General features: G+C 40.0%; 16 protein-coding genes. 8 read left to right on the top strand and 8 right to left on the bottom strand.

The genetic code is table 11. The annotated features are described in order from the left end of the window. Nucleotides 1-78 precede the first annotated feature (78 nt). Entirely contained in the window at nucleotides 79-1,545 is a 1,467-nt protein-coding gene (locus PL_RS02520; protein ID WP_052496280.1) for a PLP-dependent aminotransferase family protein, read from the top strand. Here PL_RS02520 and PL_RS02515 read toward each other — a convergent pair. From PL_RS02515 to PL_RS02480, 8 genes are all read right to left on the bottom strand, one after another. Next, a complete protein-coding gene (locus tag PL_RS02515) occupies nucleotides 1,519-2,778 on the bottom strand; it encodes a hypothetical protein (RefSeq protein ID WP_348620919.1) in 1,260 nt (419 codons plus the stop codon). The two genes, PL_RS02520 and PL_RS02515, sit on opposite strands and share 27 nt — an antisense overlap. Before the next feature lie 47 nt (nucleotides 2,779-2,825). Beyond that, entirely contained in the window at nucleotides 2,826-4,028 is a 1,203-nt protein-coding gene (locus PL_RS02510) for a hypothetical protein (RefSeq protein WP_041882200.1), read from the bottom strand. Between the two features lie 178 nt (nucleotides 4,029-4,206). Next, nucleotides 4,207-4,893 carry a DUF4836 family protein gene (locus tag PL_RS02505; protein WP_041882203.1) on the bottom strand — a complete coding sequence of 229 codons (687 nt, stop codon included), beginning with the start codon at nucleotides 4,891-4,893 and terminating at the stop codon, nucleotides 4,207-4,209. A 33-nt stretch (nucleotides 4,894-4,926) separates the two neighbouring features. Next, on the bottom strand, nucleotides 4,927-5,580 hold the full coding sequence (locus tag PL_RS02500) for a hypothetical protein (protein ID WP_235324527.1): 654 nt from the start codon (nucleotides 5,578-5,580) through the stop codon (nucleotides 4,927-4,929). A gap of 89 nt (nucleotides 5,581-5,669) precedes the next feature. Next, entirely contained in the window at nucleotides 5,670-8,612 is a 2,943-nt protein-coding gene (locus tag PL_RS02495; protein WP_041882208.1) for a DNA polymerase III subunit alpha, read from the bottom strand. 1 nt (nucleotide 8,613) lies between these two features. Then, nucleotides 8,614-9,768, bottom strand: a complete 1,155-nt coding sequence (dinB, locus tag PL_RS02490; RefSeq protein ID WP_041882210.1) for a DNA polymerase IV — start codon at nucleotides 9,766-9,768, stop codon at nucleotides 8,614-8,616. A gap of 162 nt (nucleotides 9,769-9,930) precedes the next feature. Beyond that, entirely contained in the window at nucleotides 9,931-11,319 is a 1,389-nt protein-coding gene (locus tag PL_RS02485; protein WP_041882212.1) for a DNA/RNA non-specific endonuclease, read from the bottom strand. A gap of 332 nt (nucleotides 11,320-11,651) precedes the next feature. Then, entirely contained in the window at nucleotides 11,652-12,122 is a 471-nt protein-coding gene (locus tag PL_RS02480) for a winged helix-turn-helix transcriptional regulator (RefSeq protein ID WP_348620915.1), read from the bottom strand. A gap of 17 nt (nucleotides 12,123-12,139) precedes the next feature. Between PL_RS02480 and PL_RS02475 the strand changes: the two genes are divergently transcribed. The 7 genes from PL_RS02475 (at nucleotide 12,140) to PL_RS02445 (ending at nucleotide 22,912) form a co-directional block, all read left to right on the top strand. After that, nucleotides 12,140-13,615 carry an MFS transporter gene (locus tag PL_RS02475; RefSeq protein ID WP_348620914.1) on the top strand — a complete coding sequence of 492 codons (1,476 nt, stop codon included), beginning with the start codon at nucleotides 12,140-12,142 and terminating at the stop codon, nucleotides 13,613-13,615. A gap of 359 nt (nucleotides 13,616-13,974) precedes the next feature. Next, nucleotides 13,975-14,496 carry a hypothetical protein gene (locus tag PL_RS02470; protein ID WP_041880212.1) on the top strand — a complete coding sequence of 174 codons (522 nt, stop codon included), beginning with the start codon at nucleotides 13,975-13,977 and terminating at the stop codon, nucleotides 14,494-14,496. Between the two features lie 134 nt (nucleotides 14,497-14,630). Next, nucleotides 14,631-15,197 carry an RNA polymerase sigma factor gene (locus tag PL_RS02465; RefSeq protein WP_052496149.1) on the top strand — a complete coding sequence of 189 codons (567 nt, stop codon included), beginning with the start codon at nucleotides 14,631-14,633 and terminating at the stop codon, nucleotides 15,195-15,197. 103 nt (nucleotides 15,198-15,300) lie between these two features. Next, nucleotides 15,301-16,353, top strand: a complete 1,053-nt coding sequence (locus tag PL_RS02460; RefSeq protein WP_082035863.1) for a FecR family protein — start codon at nucleotides 15,301-15,303, stop codon at nucleotides 16,351-16,353. Between the two features lie 170 nt (nucleotides 16,354-16,523). Next, entirely contained in the window at nucleotides 16,524-19,970 is a 3,447-nt protein-coding gene (locus PL_RS02455; protein ID WP_082035864.1) for a TonB-dependent receptor, read from the top strand. 32 nt (nucleotides 19,971-20,002) lie between these two features. Further along, the gene (locus tag PL_RS02450) at nucleotides 20,003-21,889 is read left to right on the top strand and encodes a RagB/SusD family nutrient uptake outer membrane protein (RefSeq protein ID WP_041880214.1); all 1,887 of its coding nucleotides are present in this window, start codon (nucleotides 20,003-20,005) and stop codon (nucleotides 21,887-21,889) included. A gap of 63 nt (nucleotides 21,890-21,952) precedes the next feature. After that, entirely contained in the window at nucleotides 21,953-22,912 is a 960-nt protein-coding gene (locus PL_RS02445; protein ID WP_087149065.1) for a formylglycine-generating enzyme family protein, read from the top strand. Nucleotides 22,913-22,983 lie beyond the last annotated feature (71 nt).

The raw sequence follows: 22,983 nt of genomic DNA, 5'->3' as shown, positions 1-22,983 counted from the left end.
TAAAGGTTATTAATTATTTATACCACAAAAATAGCCTATATTGGACCCCTATTAATACTCCAGAATTGATATAAACATATGGTCCAGATCCTACGTCCTTGGAAAACAATCCTGCCTGTCGCTTTAGCCAGCGGGGAGGCTGTGTACCGTCAGATTGCTACGGGAATTATTGAAGAAATTAAAAGGGGGAGGCTAAAACCGGGTATGGCCTTACCCGGAACAAGACAATTAGCTACAGACCTTAACTTAAACAGGAAGACTGTTATCCTCGCCTATGACAGCTTAATTGCCGAAGGCTGGCTAACCAGTGCATATAAGCAGGGAACATTCGTCTCAGCCACACTTCCGCAAAACATCAAACTTTACAGAGATCATAAGACAGCTGTAGAAGATAAGCGCATTCCTTTCAGGTATCGTGAGCAGCAAATGACTGCTCACCTGGATAAAGCAAATAGTCTGGTTGTTTTTAATGATGGATTACCAGATGTTCGTCTTGCCCCGATGAATGAGCTGATGAGAGCTTATAAAAGAATATTTCAGCAGAATGCGAAATGGCGGATGATGGGTTATGGTGATCCAAGAGGGACAGACCGGATCAGGGAGGCTGTAGCCAGCATGCTCATACATGACAGAGGAGTAAGTGTGGATACCGGGCAACTCTGTATCACCAGAGGTAGCCAGATGGCTTTATATCTGATTGCAAACGTGCTGGTCGAAAAAGGAGATCGTATCGTGATAGAAGATCCCGGTTATGCGCCCGCATGGAAAGTCTTTGAACGTGCAGGAGCGACGCTGATCCCGGTAAAGACAGATGAGAATGGTCTTTGCGTGGATGAGCTGGAAATTCTTTGTGCAAAAACCAGAATTAAGGCCATATATGTTACTCCTCACCACCAGTTTCCAACCACAGTAAGTCTGAAAATTGACAGACGTCTAAAGCTGATTGAATTGTCAAATCAATATGGTTTTGCGATTATTGAAGATGATTATGATCATGAGTTTCATTTCAGTTCAAAAAGTCTTTTTCCGCTGGCCAGTCATAAAAATGCACTCAATGTGATTTATATTGGCTCGCTGAGTAAAATTGTTGCACCGGCCTTAAGGATAGGTTATGTCAGGGGGCCACAGAAATTTATAGATGCACTGGCTGCATTGAGAAAAATGATAGATGTGCAGGGCGATAATGTAATGGAACATGCCGTAGCAGAACTGATGGAAGAGGGAGCAGTCAAAAAACATGCAAAAAAAGCTTATACCATTTATAAAGATCGCAGAGAGTACATGGAGAAAATGCTATATGAACATTTAGGTTCATATGTCTCTTTTAAGAAACCGGAAGGCGGATTGGCTTACTGGGTACAGTTTAAAGAAAACAGAAATACAGTGGATTTAGCTGCCCGCTTACTGGAAAAGGGAGTTTCAGTAATGCCAACAGAACCGTTTTCTTTCCATTCAAACTCATTAGGGGCATTAAGACTTGGTTATGCTTCACTAACTAAAGATGAAATGGAAATGGGTTTAAAAATGATTGCAAAGGAGCTCTAGTTCAATTTTACCGGTTTTAGCGTCCTGTTTAGTACCTTTTAGCTTAAGCCTACTCAACGGAGCGATATAGCTGTCCAGGAAAGCAAACTGTTTCTGTTTTCTGATTTGATTAAAATCAATGTCCGCAAACAGAAAATAGGGACCCCGAACAGGAGAAAGTTCTGGAAGTACTCTTTCTTCACTGGTACTTAATTGCAGCAAATCCATGTTATTATTACTGTAAACCGCATATAATGGAAACAACTCTCTGCTCAGCAGCTCATCAGTACTGATGACATTTTGTTTTTGCAGATATCTGAGCAGTGCAGGTGCATTTCCTTTTAAGGATACAGTGATCTCCGGAACTTTGACTTCCTTCTGTTCTATATGTTCTACTTTTTCAAACTCATCATTATATTCATAAGTAATTACCGGCTCGTACTGACTGATCAGTTCTCCTGATTCTACAGCCACATATCCATGGTAATATTTTAATAGTATATCCTTTTCCAGGAAGTAGTTTTTAAAGTGAATATCACTTTGGAGTAATCCTTTCAGATCTGCATTTAACCAGGCATTTATGCTCAGACCTTTGGTCAGACCAGCCGGACAGTAAGACTGATCAGGTACATGAAGATTTTCCAGTGGGATTGTTCCCCGGAGTGTCAGGGTTTGATTGGTTAAATTTGCCTTTCCGGAATAGTTTTTGAAATCATAAAGGATAGGAGCAGTTTCACGTTTCATCCTTTCTATTCTCGGATCATCAGCTGCTAAAAAGCTTTTTTCAGCCAGCAGTTCATTTAATACATCCTTCACATTTGCTTTAGTAAAAGAATAGCAGACAGCTATATTCTTAGCATCATAAGCTATTTTAAGCCGCTGATCTGCGTTATTTCCCCATACAACTCCCTGAACTGTTTTTTCAAAATGATTAACTCCCAGCGTTTTTTTTAGATATTCTTTTAATGCTGATGTATCTGTTACCGGCAGAGAACAGAAAAAGGTGCCTGCCGGTTTATCCGTAATATTGTAAACAAAAATATTAGCTGGTACCGCAAATCCGCGATTATCACTTTTAATAGAACTTAACCCTCTTTGTTTAACAATCTCGTCGATGTTGATCTTAAAAATAAGAGAAGCATGTTCATGAACCCTGTTTTTATAGGAACTATATTGCCTGTACCAGAGTAAACCATAAACAGCCAGCACCAGCAATAAAATTAAAGTTGCTGCTGCGATTAAAACCTTTTTCATCTGTATGTTTTTGTTTTTTTTTGCCGGTGTCTTTGATGATTAATTAGTTATTTTTTCTCTACATCCTCAATAATAGAAAACAGATATTTTAAAGCGTTCTGTTCTTTAGCAGGGATATCCATACTCATTTCACCAGAAAACACATTGCCCTTAACCGGTCCTGATTTGATATAGATATCACCCAGTGAATTTAATACTTTATTTGTCTTTTCTATTTTTTCAGGACTGCCAATTTCCTCTGATGGTATTTTACCAGCTAGCTTTCTGGCACTGAAATAAGCAGCAAAATTGTTTTTCAATAACTCATTTTTATGTTTTGATGATACTTTAGCCTGATATTTATTACTCACAATCTGTTCTATTTCTTTAGCATCCGATCCGAAAAAGATGATTCCGTTATGAATAGCAAAATAAACAGCCATCGGGCTTTTCGGAATTGAAAGTTCATAATAATTCTGCATGGCTGTAACTACTTTTTTCTTTACACCATAAGCAATTAATTTGCTGAGCAACCTGGTATCCTCAGTGGATACCATCAGCAGAAAATCAGGAATAGTTTCTTTTTTTGTTTTGGTAACCGTGTCTTTTTCAAAGTTATCCTCGTTATATTCATAAGACTTGTAGGTCACCTCTTTTTGCGTCAGACCGTTGAAAATGAATAATCCATCACCTTTGATTACTTTACTTACAGCTTCCTCATCCAGCAGCAAAGCAAAAAGGTCAGTGGCCATACCAACTTCATCCTTATAAACTGATCCGTACATTTTATTCATCAGTTTCGGATATTCTTCCAGATAGGCTTTACTATCCATTGCATAGGCCATATAACCGATCAGTTTGTCTTCGTTTACATAATTTAAGAATTTTCTGTTTACTTTTCTCTTGTTTATTTTTGTGAAAGCACTGGCCATTTCATCACTTAAAGTCAGTGAAGAGCCAATACGTATCGCATCTTTTTCAAGATAAAGTTTCACATTTGCGCTTCCATAACCTCTAAACACATTGATCCCTTTTAGCACAGATGCTGGCATAAAATCTATTAATGATTGCTCTGTACTTGGAATCCAGGCCGTGATTTCTGCTTTTTCATCCACACTCTTCACAAAATCTTTATTATCGAGTATAGAACTGCGATTGTTTGTCGTAAAATAACCGGATAACATTTTCTTTGTCCAGCTAACAACGGCCTTATTCTTTATTTTTTTGACCCTGTTACTGGCATTAACCACAGCAGTATCAATTTCCTCCATATAACCGCCGGCATTTGCAACGGCAGCATCTGCTGCAGCTGCAGCAGCGGCATAGGCACTATCGGTATGGCTATAGTTTTCTTCCTTTGGAAGCTCCTCATCAATGATTATTGTTTTGCTGACAATCTTCTTTTTCGGGTGTTTTTTACTGGTTTTATGTTTTAGTCTTGTTTGATGTTTACGGACAGTTTTTTTTTCTTCTCACCTGCTGTTCAGGTTCCTGCGTATCATAGGGCTGTTCAGTAATTGTTGCTTCAGCAGTTGTTCCTGCCGGATAATCATAACCAGAATTATCAGCAGGAGCGGGTGCTGCTGTTGAATCGGCTAAGCCAAATTCCGGCTGCACAGGTAAACCCAGGCGTTTGCTAACTTCGGGTTTTGAAAAATAGCTTTCCTTTCCGGAACTTTTTACAAACAGAAGCATCTCCTTGTTCCACAATACAACTTCTGTAGAATCATGGTTATAAAAAGATCTTTGCTGATCATCCAAACTAAATTTTTTCTCTGCCTGTTTGAACAGTTCATCTATCTGATCCGCATTCTTAACCGGAGCAAGGACACAGTTATAGCTTATACTATCATTACTCTGATGATAATAATAAAAAGCAGATGAAAGATTAAAACCGAAATCTTCTATACTCTTGCCTTTTCCCTTCAAAGTATCAGTAAGTTTTTCAGTAATCTTTTTGCCAACGAAAGTATTATTAAACTCCTTTACTGACATCAGCTGCAGGAAATTGTCTCCCTTTAAGGTGACCACTGCTTTAGCATCAGCAGGAATTTTATGTGCCAGGTTCTGGGCTCCGGCACTCAGTGCTGTAATAGAAAAAAGGGCAGTTACAGTATATTTATAAAGATGATTCATGATGTGTTTTTTATAGAAACAGAGAGGTGCTTATTATTTTGATAGTATAATTTTGTTAGAGATATTGGTTTTACCGTTGATTAAGCCAGGAATACCTGTATTCAGTAAAACAGCTTTTCTTGTTTTGGATACCTTAGCCAGAGGATTTGCTGAGGTGACAATCGGTTTTTCAAACCGGTAAATACTGGTATAGGTTGCTTCCCTGAAGACGTTTTTCACTTCCGGTTTCAATTTATTATAAGCTGTAACAGCTTCTTTAGTATAAGTGTAATTACGCTGAAAGGTACTGGTTGCTGTATTATAAATATAAGAAGAGTTATTGGCTGTATTGATTTTTAGTTTTTTCAGCACAGTCTGATTGATATTGCTGATGTTGGAAATATTTTCAAAAGCGAAACTCACGCTCACAATGTAATTTTGAAAATCTATTTTCTTTTTCACCTGGCTGATCCCTTTGGACTTGCTTAACTCGTTCACAATCTGGTCCATTTCTTGCTGAATAGTCTGTCTGGAAGGTACTTTATACCCATTTATACTATCCATTAGCATAATAGAAGCGACTTTGGTTTTGCTGGCACTCAAATTCACAGTCAGATCTGCTGTGCCTGAACCATTGCTGGTCAGATTAATTTCTTCAATGATTTGAAAACAGGAGGAAAGAGAACATATTGTTACCAGTAGTAACAAATATCTGAGCGTTTTATTTTGCATTTAAACAGTAGAGGATCGTATGTTAATAATCTCTAAAGATAGTTTTTTTAGCTCAAAGCTAAAATCTATTCCAGTACAGGGTTTGCCACGATAGGTAATTTGGCAAACTTAATGACTTCCACACTTGGAAAGCCAAAATCTTCCACCACCTTACCCAGAATAAGATAACAGCCGGTTCCGCGGAAAGGGTAACCAGGTGTAGAGCCCGGAAAATGTGTGGTATCAAAGAAATTGCCATCAGCATCCAGAAAAGTACCAAACCACATCTTTTTATTGTTTTTGGTATGTACTGTTTTTTCACAGACATAAAGACCAACCATTTTGACGATCTGGCCCACATAACCGATCAGTTCATTTGTCCTGATATCACCGCGATAACTGGTTTGCAGCAGATCAAAAAAAGAAAGACTGAGCGGGAAACCCAGTAATTCCAGTTCATGATAAGCGTCTTCGAGTTCGGTATTGATCAGCTCAGGGAGCTGATAGTGTTTGGTTTCCGGTTCAAAAAGCTGCGTATCAGAACCAGGTTTCACTTTTGTACCCAGTAAAGAATGTATATCCCAGAGTAATTCTTTTTTACTGCGCCCGGTAAAACGTAACGCGCCGGTACGGATTAATATAATTGCCTGATCAAGACTAATACGGGTACGTTTCACAAAATCCTCCAGATCCAGATAATTCCCATTTCTTATTCGCTCCAGGGGAATCTCTTCTATTAATTTCAGGGTCAGCCCCTGTATACCTATAAAACCCAGGTAAGCATGAGTTCCGCAGATAGAGACAACCGGAGTACTGTGATTGACACAAGGCAAATGCACTGTTGCGCCAGCTTTACGAAGTTCATAAACATATAACCAACGTGTATAAAAACCACCGTAATTATTCAGCACAGCGACCATAAACTCTATCGGGTAATAGGTTTTCAGAAACAGACTCTGATAACTTTCTACCGCAAAACTGGCAGAATGTGCTTTAGAAAAGCTGTAACCGGCAAATGAAGATACCTGTCTCCAGACTTCCCGGGTCACGGCTTCTTCACGGCCCAGTTTTTTTGATCCTTCAAAGAATTTGTCTACCAGTTTATCAAATTCCATTCGGGAACGATATTTTCCACTCATCCCTCTGCGTAAGACATCGGCATCACTGCCATTCATACCACCATAATGGATACAGACCTTAATCACATCCTCCTGGTAAACCATTACACCATAAGTTTCCTGCATCTGTTCTTTCATCACCGGATGCAGGTATTTTACTTTTTCGGGATGATGATAGTTTTGAATATAAGTCTTCATCATACCGGATTGCGCTACACCGGGGCGGATAATAGAACTGGCTGCAACCAGGGTAAGATAATTATCACATTTAAGCTTGGTCAAAAGCTGACGCATAGCAGGCGATTCAATATAAAAACAGCCGATAGTATTACCGGATTTTAATCTGGCATTGAGCAAAGGATCCTTCATGAATTCCCGGACCTGATGCACATCTATGCTGATCTGCCGGTTTTCTTCCACCAGTCTGGCTGCTTCTTTGATATGGCCGATACCGCGCTGACTTAAAATATCATATTTATCATAACCAATCATTTCTGCTTCGTACATATCCCATTGTACAGTAGGCATACCTTTGGGTGGTAAATCCAGTGCTGTATAATAAGTAATCGGCTCTTCAGAAATCAATACTCCTCCGGCATGAATACTGCGCTGATTAGGCATGTTACTCATCAGCTCACAAACTGCCAGTATCTTTTTAAAAGTAGGATTGTTCTGGTTGTATGCATCCTGTGTACGATCAGTAAAGCTGTCAATTTCTGCTTTGGGCAGCCCCATAACTTTACCAATCTCCCGGATGATGGACCGGTCTTTAAACGTAGACATGGTTCCTAACAGGGCGGTATGTGCAGCACCATATTTTTCAAAGATGTATCGCTGCACGTCTTCCCGTTCATCCCAGGAATAGTCAATATCAAAATCCGGTGGCGAGGAACGCTGGGCATTGAGAAATCTGTCAAAGTAAAGATCCAGTTCAAGCGGGTCAACATCAGTGATTCTCATGCAGTAAGCTACGGTGCTGTTGGCTCCGGAACCACGTCCGACATGATAATATCCTTTGCGCATAGAATATTGAATAATATCCCAGGTGATCAGAAAATAGGCGCAGAAATCCAGGTCGTGAATAATTTCGAGTTCATATTTCACCTTCTCCAGTGCTTTTACATGGCCTTCGCCATAACGCTCTGCCAGTCCTTTGAAGGCTAATTTTTCGAGTAACTCTTTATCTTTTGTTTTGCTTCCGGTATAGGTTTTACGGTTCAGTTTGATTTTTCCCTGCTGGTAATCCATTACACAGTTGTCGAGTAGCTTAAGGGTGTTTTCCAGAATAAAAGGATATTGACCGAACCTGGTTTCCAGTTCACCAGGGGGGAGAAAAGTATCAGTTGGAGTACATTTATCAGCTGTACCGGTTTTAGTCAGTACGGTATTCAGATCCACACTCCGCAGATACTCATGTAAACGGTATGCTATCTTTCCGCTGAATACAACGGGCTGCAGCACCACTAACCTGTCTCTGAAACCTGACAGATCTTTACCATAGAGCTGATGTAATTCATCAAAACGTATTCCCAGATACTCGTTTTCTTCCAGCTTTTCCCCATAACTGTAAGGATAAATCACATAGCAGTTCTGAAATACAGGAGGCCGGTCCGGCAGTTCTTTCTGTTTCAGATTATAGAAAGTAAGGAAATCATTAAGTTCCTTCATGCCTTCTTTATTTCTGGCAATGCCAATAAACAGCAATCTGTTATTTCTGCGGAATTCTAATCCGCCGACAGGCTTGATCCCTGCGGCATTGCATTCCCTCATAAATTCCATTACCCCTGTAGAATTATTCAGATCGGTCAGTACCAGCTGAGTAATTCCTCTGTCTGCCGCTTCTTTTATTAGTTTAGCGATAGACATCGTGCCATAACGAAGGCTGTAGTGGGAGTGGACGTTCAGGTACATTTTAAATTTTTAAATTCAGTACTGAGGCCGGCATAATAGATTTTTCCCCGAAGCGCCTGCGGATTTTATCCATCGCCTGGCACAAATTATACTGTTCCTGTGAATTCTCATATAAATCAATCTGTTCAAAACCATTGACCAGGTTAGAGAACCGCACACCCACCAGCCGGATCAGCATACGTTTCTGATAGAGCTGTTTAAATAGTTCTTTGGCTTTACGGATCAGTACGCCATCCATAGAAGTATAAGGAATGGTAGCCTGCCGGGTTACATCCTCAAAATTTGAATAACGGATGGTCACTGTAATACAGGCTGCTATTTTCTTTTTCTGCCGCAGTTCAAAACCCAGGTCCATGACCATGGAAGTTATCAGATTACCGATAGTTTCCACATCAATAGTATCGGCCTTGAAAGTGCATTGCGTGCCTATACTTTTTTGTTCCTGATAGGGGATAACCTGTGATTGATCTATACCTTTTGCCTTTTGCAGCAGAGCCAGTCCGTTTTTTCCCAGTAAACTGATCATCTGATCAGGATGAATCTGTGTTAAGGTGAAAATCTTTTTAATCCCCATATCACTGAGTTTCATAAAAGTTTTTTCCCCCAGGCCCGGTATTTTTCTGATCGATAAGGGGTCCAGAAAACCTTTGACTTCATGTTGCCTGATATCAAGCTCTCCATTGGGCTTACATTCATTGGTAGCCATCTTGGAAACTGTTTTATTCACTGATAAACCGAATGAGATAGGCAAACCGGTCTCCCGGATAACTGTTTGCCGCAGTTCATGTGCGTATTGACGGGTGCCATGAAAACGATCCATTCCGGTCATATCTATATAATGCTCATCGATACTGGCTTTTTCAATGAGCGGCACCCTTGATCTTAAAATTTCAGTAATCTCCTGTGAGGCTTTGGAATAGGCATCCATATTCCCCTTAATGAAAATAGCATGGGGACAAAGCATTTTGGCCATGCGGGAAGACATTGCTGAATGAACACCGAACTTACGGGCTTCATAACTGCATGAAGCTACCACACCACGATCTGAAGTTCCACCTATAATTACAGGTTTTCCGATTAATGCCGGATCTTTGCGTACTTCGACGGAGACGAAGAAGGAATCCTGATCCATATGGATGATGTGTTTGTCGGACATAAAATGTTTTAGTGTTTACAAATGTATGCTAAAAAAAGCCGGTACAACAAATATAATACTAAAAATATTAGTAACAAAAAGATGTTTTGAATCATGCTGATAAATAAAAAGGAGGATACAGCTATATAGCCATATCCTCCTTTCAGGTATAAATCAGTTAAATTAAGATCCCGAATCGGTACGGGCCTCAATCACATCCTGTATACTTTGGCTTACGTTAGACATAATATTAACTCCTGCAGCTGATTCGATAGCTCTCACGGTAGTCAGATATTGTTTCCAGTCTGCATTCACAGTGCCCTGATCATTTGGTGTATCCACAGCAATCACACGTGTTGAACTGGTAATACGCGAAAGATCATTATTACCATCAGGAATAACCACGATAACTTTCCAGACACGTGAAGGTACATTCACTTTTCCACCATCAATAGTAGTTACATATCCGTTTGAACCTGTTCCACCTGATCCGTAAGAACCCATCACTACGTATACTTCGTTACCGGCATTGACCAGTGAGCGGGTATAGTTTTCAAGATTTGCCCAGGTTTGCTGATTGTTTTTAGGTGCCTGAGGAATCATATTGGTCATCAGGAATGTTGCAGAATTTGCAGTACTGCTTGAAGTTCTGTCTCCTGAAGGACAGTTGTGACCACGGTCAAAACCTGAACCTGAATAACTTGAGCTTCCTACTGCGTACCAGCCGGAAGGTAAATTAACATCCGCTCTGAAGTTATCAGAACGTGACGTGCTGCCCAGATCGGTACTGCTGACATGCCATGATACCCAGTTTGGTGTGCCTTTATCTCTGTTGTAGGATTCAGTAAAATAAGTCTGATCCATCAGGTAATTAGCCGTCGAATTAATACTTGGCTGAGCATTGGTTGGATTTCCAAGCAATAAGTTATTGTTATCAGTTGTATTGCCGCCAGGTGTACCGGTTCCAGGATCAGTACCCGGATCAGTAGGAGTTGTACCACCTGTAATAAAGCTGATATCATCAATGTTAATACGGGCTGTACCGCCTGATATTTTACGGATTTCAAAAGTCAGATTACCTGTTTTAGTTACCGTAAATGTTGCAGTAGCCAGCTGGCTTGATGATGAAGTCACAGTAGAGCCTACTTGTGAATAAGTACTTCCATTATCTGCTGACACCCATAACTGCCAGGTTGAGGAGTTATCAGTTCCGTATACCGCATGTTTAACTGACACTGATGTCGGGCTGCTGACATTAAAATTCATACTCAGGATACCTGTGTTGCGAATACGTACAGACTTTGAACCTGATTTTACATCCGCTGCAGTTGATCCGATCAGTGCATCATCCAGATTCCATGAACCTGTAGTCAGAGTTACATCAGCGGCAGCATAAGCGCCTTTGGTTCCTGTCTCGAAATCTTCGGTAATGGTAGTGGTAGCCTGAACAGCTGCACTTTTAATTCCTGCCTGGTTTTGATTAACCGGACTAAGTTCCTGCATCGTGTCTTTAGCACAAGATGCGAATACCAGCGACAAACAGCCGGCAAATAGTAGATTTCTAAATTTCATAGGTTGATTTAATATTTCAGTAAATAGACTTGATTTATATTAAAGCTATATTATTTGAGTGTTATTTAATTAAATAAATATCAATTGATATTAAAAAGAGAAGAAGGCAGTCTTTTTCCAGGAGCGGGTTATTCCCGGATCATAGGAAAAGACTGTTAAAAAGAAGAGAAGTCAGAGAGGTGTAAGAGATCTGTGTTGGTATAGGGTTGGTATACCCCGGGGGTATACCAACCCTATACCAACACAGATGACTGACCTGACTTAAACACTTGTGCCCTCTACCTGCTATAAAGCAGGTACAGATCAAGCTGATGTTTTTAAACGGGAATGTATTATGAATTTGCTTTAGTCACCTTACAATAATTATTGCCCCAGTCTGATAAGACCTGCATAACCGGAATCAGGGTTTTACCCAGTTCTGTCAATTTATATTCTACCCTGGGTGGTGATTCTGCATAGATTTTTCTGGATAGAATGCCGTCACGCTCCAGTTCGCGCAGTTGCGCAGTTAGTGTGGTCTGCGTAATATCCTGCATTTTTTTTCTCAGTTCGCCAAATCTGGCAGGACATTCCTGACTGATTGCATTTAGTATAAGCAGTTTCCATTTTCCACCAATAATCTTCCATGCATTTGTCATCGGACAGTTATCTTCCGGCTGTTCGTGATTTTCTTGTTTTATAACCTCCTGAGGGTCATCATTAGTATTATTTTCCATACTTGGTACTGTCCGGCAAACTACTTGTTTAACAAAAATAGTGCTTTCATCTTTGAACTGTAAAGTTAACCATATTCGATTAATCAAACCTATAAAAACAGTTTATGAGCAAGCAGATTTCCAAATGGATATTATTAATTATCCTGTCTTCGTCCATATTTTTATCCGTTATTGATATTTTCATAGTCAATGTAGCAGTCCCTTCGATCAAGAAGGGCATTCATGGAACAGACGGAGATATTCAGCTGGTCATTGCATTGTACCTTCTTGGCTATGCTGCATTTCTGATTACCGGCGGCAGGGCAGGAGATTACTACGGTAGAAAAAAGGTATTCATCATTTCTATGCTGTTCTTTACTTTAGCCTCTCTGCTCTGCGGAATTTCTCAGACGGCTTTTCAGTTAAATACAGCCCGGTTTATCCAGGGGATCAGTGCAGCGTTTATGGTGCCACAGGGAATTGCCTCTATTCAGATACTTTTCCCTACGCACAAAGAAAGAATTAAAGCGCTGGGGATATACGGCAGCATCGCAGGTTCGGCCTCTGTAATAGGCCAGTTTCTGGGTGGCATATTACCCGATACACATTTCTTTGTGGAGGGCTGGCGCCTGATTTTTCTGATTAATCTTCCTTTGGGTATTACTTTCGCCTTTCTGGCCGGTAAGTTTTTAAAAAATACAGTTGTTGAAAAGACGGGGAAATTTGATTATTCCGGTGTAATTCTATTGACCCTGGGACTGGTTGGATTGATCTATCCATTAATCCGGGGGGCAGAACTGGGATGGCCTTTATGGAGTTTGATATTAATGATCATATCAATTGCTTTATTATTTATCTTTTTATATGATCAAAAGAAAAAATCCTTTAAAGGAAAAGGACCGCTGATCAATATGGAGTTATTCCGTTACAAAGATTTTAATATAGGCCTGTGTGCTGTGCTGTTTTATTTCATGGCACAGGATTCTTATTTTTTAATTAATGCCGTTTTATTTCAGACCGGCTTTGGCATCAGTTCATCAGAAACAGGTATATTCTTTGTTTTTCAGGGTATAGGATATGTAATTGCTTCAGTGTTGTCTATCCGGATGATCCCTGTATATGGCAAAAAGATTTTGCAGACCGGGGTAATGATTATGATCATTTCTCTCCTCTTTCATATCATTTTCTTTCAATCAGGCGATGTAAACCGTGGTGTGTTGTTACCGGTCTTATTTATCTACGGTACAGGTTGCGGCTCTGTATTACCTTCTTTACTAACTATGGCGCTGAAAAGTATCCCTTCCAGATTTGCCGGAGCAGCTTCGGGCACTTTCTCCACCTTCCAGCAAACGGCGATTGCATTTGGAATAGGTATAGTAGGAGGGGTTTTCTTTTATATACTTGGAAAAGCCGGAACCCTGCAGGCATATTTAGCCGCTTATCAGACGGCTACAGCAGTCAATGTAATTATGCTGCTCTTTGTGAGTTTGTTTCTCTTTCTGTTACCAGATAAAGTTACTGCGGATAGTCAGCCTGAGAAGCTCCGGGTGTCAGATGAGCTGCTGAATATAGAAGCAAAACCAGAAAATTGTGCAAAATAAAATGAAACAGCCTTAAGGTAACTTGTAACAGATTATATCAGGACAGTGCTCCGGAACTACTATTGAAAACAGAAAAATCACAATTATATTTCAATGAAATTATGGCATTTAAAACCGTTTTTTTACTCCTGATAATGAGCGTAAAGACAAGTGGGTTAACTATATGTGTAAATATATAACTGAGAAAACAGTATCATTATTTTAAAAATACAGCGAACAAACGGGCTGTACATTTGTTAATGACAGTTGTATGGCTTTTTTTTGCTAAAATGATAAATTTAGAGTAGTTTGCCATTAATAATTGATAAATATAGTTAACGGTGGGATGAGGAACTAAAAATCCCTTTGGGAATTATAAGATGGAGATAATTAAAAACATTTATAAGTTAGTAGGAATTGTCAGGCATATAGACCTGCTCAGGCTGGAAGAAGGAGCCAAACAATATTTGACCCAGCTTAATATTAGTTTTGAAATAATTACAGCCAAATCATCAGCCTTAAAAGTAAAAACCCGGCAGTGGAAATGCAGAAAGGACAATCTTGCCGAAATCCCCAAATTGATTACCCTGACTAAAGATCTTTTTGAAAGATTCCTGACTGATATACCAGTAACTGTTCATCCTATTGCCTATACGCCAGCCGTAGCTGATAATGTTGAGCCTGAATGGATCAACAACAAAATGTTAACCCTGGATGTCAAACTCAAAGATATTAACCGTGATACAGGCATTGATAAACTGAGTTTATCCTCATGGATTAATGGTACCGAACCTATGAGTCAGGATGTTAAGGCTATGTTTTTCTATTATTTCGAAAGTATCGGTCAAAAAAACAATCAGCATTCCACTCAGAAAGAGTTTAGTGAGCCTTGCTATAACTGATAAGCTGCGCTGTAAATCCCGGAACAAAAATGAAATAAGACTATTACTGAATCAAAAAACATTTTCATGTTTGGTATTCAGATTTGGATGGTATGGTTAAATTGTTAAATTTGAATTAACCAAATATATCCCCGATGCCTAAACCACCTGCAGACCTGACCAGCCTGATCTGTGATATAGCCTTATACAACAGTGAAAATGCCTATGAAAAGCTTTTCAAAAACATGTTTCCTGCTTTATATCGCTTTTGTCATTGTCTGTTAAAATCCAGGGAAATGGCCGAAGAGGTTGCCAATGACGTTATGATTACGCTCTGGAAAAACAGGGCTAAGTTGCCGGAAGTACAGAATATTAAGGTTTACGCATTTGTAATTGCAAAAAATCTCTGTTTAAATTCATTGAATAAACATTCCAGAAGAGAGCTGATCTTTTTAGAGGATATTGAAATTCAGATTGTGCTGGATACACTCAACCCGGAACAAATATTAATTAATGATGAGCTGAAAAGAAAACTGGAGCAGGCTACTGAAGCATTGCCAAACCGGTGTAAGCTGGTTTTTAAACTGATCAAGGAAGATGGCCTGAGTTATAAGGAAACGGCCGAGATTTTAAATATTTCTACAAAAACAGTTGATGCTCACCTGGTAACAGCAGTCAAAAAACTGACTGCTATTCTTAAGGTTGAATTTAATCTCATGTAAGCTTTTTTATATTTTTAAAAATATTTCATAATTGACTAGGGAGTTTCCTGATATATATTGTCTTATATACACTAACCAATATAAAATCATCGCGGCAGTCTTTATGAACAGAAGCAGAATTATAGAATTATTAGCTCGTAAAATGGCTGGTGAAGCTAACCCATATGAATTGGAAGAGCTGAATGAGCTGATTAATCGCTTCCCTGATTCTGTTTATTACGATGAGGTCCTTAAACAAATCTGGTTAAATAGTGAAGACGGGCCACAGAGTTGCCCGGATATAGACCGGATTTATCAATGTCACAAACTTAAATTTTATGATGAACTGATTGTAGCGGAAGAAGAACATCCGGTACCACCTGTCCGGCAATATAAATATCTGTCAAGAATTGTACTGGCTTTATGTGTCGTGTTTTTTGCGGGTTTGTTTTACTTCAGCCATAATGATACTGAGAGTTTTAATACACAGATTATTGCAGGTAAGGCAGTACGCAAAAATGTAAAACTGCCCGATGGTACTGTGGTATGGCTTAATGCAGACAGTAAATTATCTTACAATGATAATATCAATGAGAAAAATGTACGTGTTGTTCATTTAACCGGTGAAGCTTTTTTTGATGTGGCCCACCATCAGTCACATCCGTTCATTGTGCGTACAGATAAAATTTCTATCAAAGTCCTTGGAACAGCATTTAATGTTAAAGCCTATCCGGTTGATAAAAAATCTGTAGCCACTTTATTACGTGGTTCTATAGAGCTCTCTGTAAATGAACGGGCAGCGCAAAAGATCATCTTAAATCCTTTGGAAAAATTTGTTCTGGAAGATGATAAAGAAGGAGTAATGAAGATGGATCATCAGGATATTAAGCTGATGATAGAACATATTGTTCCGGTAAAAATTGGTAATGAAGAATATATTGAAGAAGTATCATGGAAAAATAACACCCTGGTATTCCATAATGAATCATTCGAAGATTTAAAGCCAAGATTAGAACGCTGGTTTAATATCAGAATTCATCTTAATTCACAAAAATCAAAATCATACCGTTTTACCGGAGTCTTTAAAAATGAAAATATTAAAGAAGCCCTGACGGCGATGCAGTTAATCAAACCCTTCACCTTTAATCTTAAACCACATGACGTGATCATCTACTAAAAAAAAGGGAGTAAATGCGCCAACATTCCCTCCCTTTTCAACCTTCCAATCCGTAGTGTAACACTACAGTTTATCAGATTTTTAACTTTGAAATTCACAAATCTATGAAAAAAAAAGGACTGTGCAATAAAGTTCTATGTGTCCACTTTTCCAAAAAAAAACTATTATTAATGCTAAACTGGATCTTTGTTTTGTCTTTTCTATTTTGTTTTCAGGTGTCTGCCAGCAGCTACTCTCAAAACAAAAAGATTGATTTAAATATCCGGAAGGTAAAACTAAAGGACGCTTTGGTTATTCTGGAGAATAAAGGAAACTTTCGGCTGTTATACAGTGAAGAAGACCTTCCGCTTGATAAGGAAATTACCCTGAAGCAAAAAGATATTCTTGTCTTTGATGCGCTGACTTCTGTTTTACAGGGTACCGGCCTGAAATTCCAGGCAATGGATGATGATTTAGTAGTTATCAGACCAAAAAATGCACCTTCGGCTGACATCCTGGTTAAAGGTACAGTCACAGATGAAAAAGGCACGGGCATTCCGGGAGTCAGTATTAAACTCAAAGAGTCTGCGATAGCAACTACCACAGATCCTTCAGGGAAATACGCGATTAAAGTTCCTGGCAATGGTGTACTGATTTTCTCTTATCTGGGTTATAACAGTCAGGAAATGCCGGTTAATAATCGCCCGTTGATTAATGTAAAATTACAGGAAAACAGTCAGGCACTGACAGAAATCGTTGTGGTAGGGTATGGAACACAGAAGAAAGCTGTCGTGTCCGGAGCGGTAACATCGGTAAAAGGTTCTGATCTTGCAAAAACACCAACAGCCAATCTCTCCAATACTTTAGCAGGGCGCTTACCTGGTGTAACTGCGCTGCAATCCAGTGGTGAACCCGGGGCAGACGGTTCCACCATCCGTATCCGCGGGGTAAATTCACTGGGTAATAATGATGCACTGATTGTAGTTGACGGTGTACCCAACAGGGCCGGAGGTTTAGAGCGTATCAATCCTAATGATGTAGAAAGTATTTCAGTGCTAAAAGATGCTTCTGCGGCAATATATGGATCAAGAGCAGCTAATGGTGTAATTTTAATTACAACCAAACAGGGTAAATCGGGTAAACCTCAGCTTTCTTATGACTTTAGTTATGGTTTGCAACAACCAACAAGAACACCCAAAATGTCCAGTTCCTCACAGTATGCAGAGATCCTGAATGAGCTGAATATTTTTAGTTCAGACCTGCCTGCAGATCAGTGGGCAGCTGCTTCACAGGCATTTCAAACTACAGGAGCCTATAAAAGACCCGATAACGGGAATACAGTGACTGCTTTTTACCGTCCTGATGAAATGCAGAAATTCAGAGATGGATCTGATCCGTTACGTTATCCAAATACGGATTGGTTTAAGACAACCTTAAAAACCTGGTCGCCTCAGCAAAGACACAACCTGCAACTCACCGGAGGAGCAGAAAATATCAAATACCTGGTATCCTTAGGGTATCTTGATCAGGATGGTTATTATAAAAAATCGGCCACAGGCTATAAACAATATGATTTAAGGATAAACCTGGAGGCAGCAGTCAGCAAGTATGTGACTTTAACACTGGGGATTACCGGTCGTGAAGAGGCACGTAATTATCCGACTGTCGGTGCTGGTGATATTTTCAGAATGCTGATGCGTGGTAAGCCTACAGAACAGGAAGTATGGCCTAACGGATTACCTGGGCCAGATATTGAGTTTGGTTATAATCCTTATGTAATTACAACTGATCAGACAGGTTATAACAGGGATCAGAGAGACTATTTCCAGTCTACAGGTAAAATTGACATCAAGGTTCCTGGTGTTGAGGGATTGAAAATTACCGGTACCGCGTCTATTGATAAATTTGCCGGAAGACAAAAGAGATGGCAAACTCCCTGGACACTTTATTACTGGGACAAAAAAACCTTTGAAGCAGATGGGGTAACGCCTTTACTCAAAGGTTCTGTACGTTCTGAACGTACGGATGCCAGTTTATCTGAAACTGCAGGAGCACAGTTAGCTATCAATTTAATGGGAATGGCTACTTATGATAAAAAGATAGGAGATCATACTTTTAACCTGATGGCCGGTGTAACCAGAGAAAAAGTTAACAATGATGGTTTTAATGCTACCCGCAGATATTTTCTATCTACTGCTTTACAACAACTGGTAGCTGGAAGTGATAAGGAACAAACAGTGGGCAATCCTACAGATGGCCCTAATAATTTATTTAACAGAGCACGTTTAAGTTATTTTGGAAGAGTAGGTTATAATTACAAAGAAAAATACCTTGCAGAATTCTTATGGAGAGCAGATGGTTCTTATATTTTCCCGCAGGACAGACGTTTTGGATTTTTCCCGGGTATTTCTGCTGGATGGCGTGTTTCTGAAGAAGCCTTTTTTAAAGATCATGTTAAATTCATTAATAACCTGAAAATAAGAGCTTCCTGGGGACAAATGGGGGCTGAGGCTTATTTCGGCGATGCCCTTGCAGAATACCAGTATTTAAGCACGATGGGTTTTGGCAATTACATCATCAATAATCAGTACAGCCAGACATTAACAGAAAATCGTGTACCCAATTTAGATTTTGGATGGGAAGTAGCCAATAATGCCAATATCGGTCTGGATGCCTCCTTTTTAAACAATAAACTAAGTTTTGAATTTGATTATTTCTACAATAAAAGAACTAAAATTCTGATTAGCAGGGGAAGTTCAATCCCCGGAAGTTCTGGTATTACCGATAAACTGCCACCAGTTAATCTTGGAAAGGTCAATAACAAAGGTTTCGAATTTAAACTGAGTTATAATGACCATGCCGGAGACCTGGGTTATGGTATAAGTGTCAATGGAGGATATTCCAAAAACAAAATAATTTTCTGGGATGAAACCCCTGGTGCACCTGCATGGCAGCAATCTACAGGGATGCCAACTGGTACAGACCTGATTTATGAGTATATAGGGGTATTTAAGGATGCCGCAGAAATAAAGGCTAATACGATTAATTACAGCGCGTTAACTAACAACCTACTGCCTGGTGATATGAAATTCAGGGATGTGAACGGAGATGGCAAGATTGACGGGGATGACAGGATCAGATCTGATAAAACCAGTACACCGACTTTTACAGGAGGGATTAACCTGAGTTTACAGTATAAAAACTTCGATTTTTCTGCACTGATACAGGGGGCTTCAGGAGGAGTACAGATTGTAGGACTTACTGAATCAGGTGATATAGGGAATTTCCTGGAATGGTCATATAAAAACCGCTGGACTATTGATAACCCGAGCAGTGAATTTCCACGTTTATCAAATCGTGGTAAAACCTATTATACAGACTTTAATAATGCCGGTAGAAATACCTATTGGCTGCGTAGTAACAACTATGTAAGACTTAAAAATGTAGAAATCGGTTATACACTGCCCGGAGAGTGGTGTAAAAAAGCTGGCTTTAGTGCATTAAGGGTTTATGTGAATGGACTAAACCTGATTACACTGGATAAAATTGGTATATGGGACCCGGAATCGACCAATAGCAGTGCGCAGTATTATCCACAGGCAAGAGTGATTAATACAGGTATTAAAGCCACTTTTTAAGCATACATCTATAGACCTTATAACTATTTCATATGAAACCTATATTCAGAAATACATATATACTAATCGCAATTGCATTGACTGCTTCACTTTCAGGCGGATGCAAAAAAGATTTCCTGGCAGTAACGCCACCAACACAGATTCCTTCAGAACTGGTATGGAAAGATCCCGCTTTGGCTCAGGCTTTTGTAACCGAAATATACAATGGATTAGGAAGCGGCGGATTTTCAGAACAAATGCTGTCCTCAGTTTCTGACGAATCTTTGTTTACGCATCCGAACCGCGGAATAGATCTGATCAATTCAGGTATTATTAATCCAACAACGCTGGGCTGGGTAGATGATACCTGGGCTTATAGCAAAATGTATAACCGCATCCGTGCCTGTAATATTACCATAGAGCGTTTAACAGGTACGGATAACGGCATTTCAGATCAGAATGTTAAAGACCAGTTACTGGGGGAAGCTCATTTTTTAAGAGCTTATTTTTATCATCAGCTGGTGCGGTTTTATGGCAGTGTGCCATTAATTACTAAAGTTTATGCTTTGGATGAAGATTATTCGGCCAAAAGAGCTACTTATGAGGAGTGTGTAAACTTTATCGTTAAAGATTGTGACAATGCAGTCAAGGAGCTTACAGGGAAAGCCACACAAAAGGGAAGGACTTCTTCGCTGGCTGCACTCGCTTTAAAATCCAGAGTGCTGTTGTATGCGGCAAGTGATTTACACGATATTCCTACGGCTAAGTCCAAGTCTAAAACGGGTGTTATTTCCGGATATGCCAATCCTGAGTATCTGGGTTATTTATCAGGCGATCGTATGCAGCGCTGGAAATTAGCTCAGGACGCAGCTAAAGCCGTAATGGATGCAGGAACAGGTTATAAGCTGAGCCTCAGTACTCAGGTATCCGCTGCTGATGGCCGTAATAACTACAAAAGTATAGCGATGGGTGGAGAAAGTAAAGCCCCGGGCATTGATGCTTCGGCGGGTGCTGAATTGATCTTTGCCAGGTATTTTATTGACCGCAGTGATAATCGCTATGGCAGAGCCAACGGACCTAATGGTTATCATAACTGGGCAGGTAATACGCCCATAGGATTGTTGGTTGATGATTATGAAATGGTTGATGGTACAAAATTCAGCTGGACAAATGATGCACAGAAAGCAGCCCCTTATCAGAATCGTGATCCTCGTTTTTATGCGACCGTATTATATGATGGTGCAGGCTGGAAACCACGTGATAAGGTTTCTGGTGGTGTTGATCCGGCCAACCAGATACAAACCGGTGAATATGACCTGACAGAAGGCAATAACGTAATCAGCTTTAAAGGGCTGGATACCCGTGGCAGCTCTATCGAGAACTGGAACGGCAGCTGGACTGGTTATTATACGCATAAATTTATTGATCCGGACCCTTCCATTGTAGATGCTTCTATGCCACAGTTTGTACCCTGGCCATTTTTCAGATATACTGAAGCAGTCATGAATTATATTGAAGCAAGTATTGAACTTGGACAGGTTGATCAGGCTGTTTTATGGTTAAACAGAATCCGCTTCAGAGCAGGTATGCCGGCTGTTACGACAGCTTCTCAGACTGAAATGAGAGAAATCTATCGTCATGAGCGCAGAATTGAAATGGTCTATGAAGAACAGCGCTATCACGATGCGCGCCGCTGGATGATTGCAGAGGAAACACTGGGCAGAAAAACTACCTATATCAAAGTAACAGGCAAATTTAAAACTGGTCAGTCTATGTCTCAGCCATATCATTACGATCCGTCGGTTTACAACTATACTTATACGCCAACTACTGAAACTGCTCAGGAGAATCGTCAATGGGCAGAAAAGGTATACTTCAGACCTTTTGAACGTGACGAAATATTTAAAAACAAAGAACTGAAACAGAATCCGGGATATTAATTCTGTCTAAGGTTTTCAGACTGAAACCCTTTTTTTAAGCATATGCTATAGTCAATTTAAATCATGAAAATTAAAACACTACTTACCACTCAGCTACTGATAATTTCATGCTGGTCATTTGCTCAGGAAAAATCTTATACCCAGCAGATTGAAGGAACCAAACTAACCTTTACCATGCAGGCCGTCCCGGCTGGAGAATTCCTGATGGGAAGTAAAAAAGGTAAAGCTGATGAACAGCCATTGCATAAAGTAAAACTGGATGCTTTCTGGATGGGGACTTTTGAAGTTACCTGGGATCTTTATGAGCCTTTTCTGTATAAAGATTATGAAACGGCGCATAGTACTGGTCCTGTTCCTGCCAATGTGGATGCAGTGACCAGGCCGACCAAACCTTATCTGGATATGACCTTTGGAATGGGTAAGGAAAATCATCCTGCTCTGGCTATGACACATTATAACGCAATCCAGTATTGCAAATGGTTATATGCCAGAACAGGAGTGTTTTATCGTCTGCCAACTGAAGCAGAGTGGGAGTATGCGTGCAGAGCAGGAAGTACTACAGAATATGCTTTTGGTGATGATGCCGCCACGTTGAGTGATTATGCCTGGTCTAAAGAAAACAGCGGAGGAAAAACTCACCCTGTAGGGCAGAAAAAACCTAATCAGTGGGGGCTGTTTGATTTATATGGCAATGTTGGCGAATGGACATATGATCAGTATGTACCGGATTTTTACGCTGCGCAGCAAAGCGGAACGGCGTACAATCCTGTCGCTGCTCCGGCTAAATTATATGCGCATGTGATCCGCGGGGGCTCTTACGAGGATGCATCACAGGAATTACGTTCAGCAGCCAGACAAGCATCAGATCCGGTCTGGAAACAGCTGGACCCGCAGATTCCTAAAAGTAACTGGTGGTTTCCGGAAGCACCATTTATTGGAATGCGTCTGGTAAGGCCGGTCAAGACGCCTTCAAAAGCCGAAATTCTGGCCTATTATGATCAGCCGGTTATTGCTGATTATTAAAGTTTTGCTGATTTAGTCTGCAATGATAACCGGCTGGATAAAATCACCGGAAATAAGATAAACACAATTTA

It is taken from the genome of Pedobacter lusitanus (assembly GCF_040026395.1).
Lineage (GTDB): Bacteria > Bacteroidota > Bacteroidia > Sphingobacteriales > Sphingobacteriaceae > Pedobacter > Pedobacter lusitanus.
This window is presented reverse-complemented; position numbering and strand designations above follow the sequence as displayed.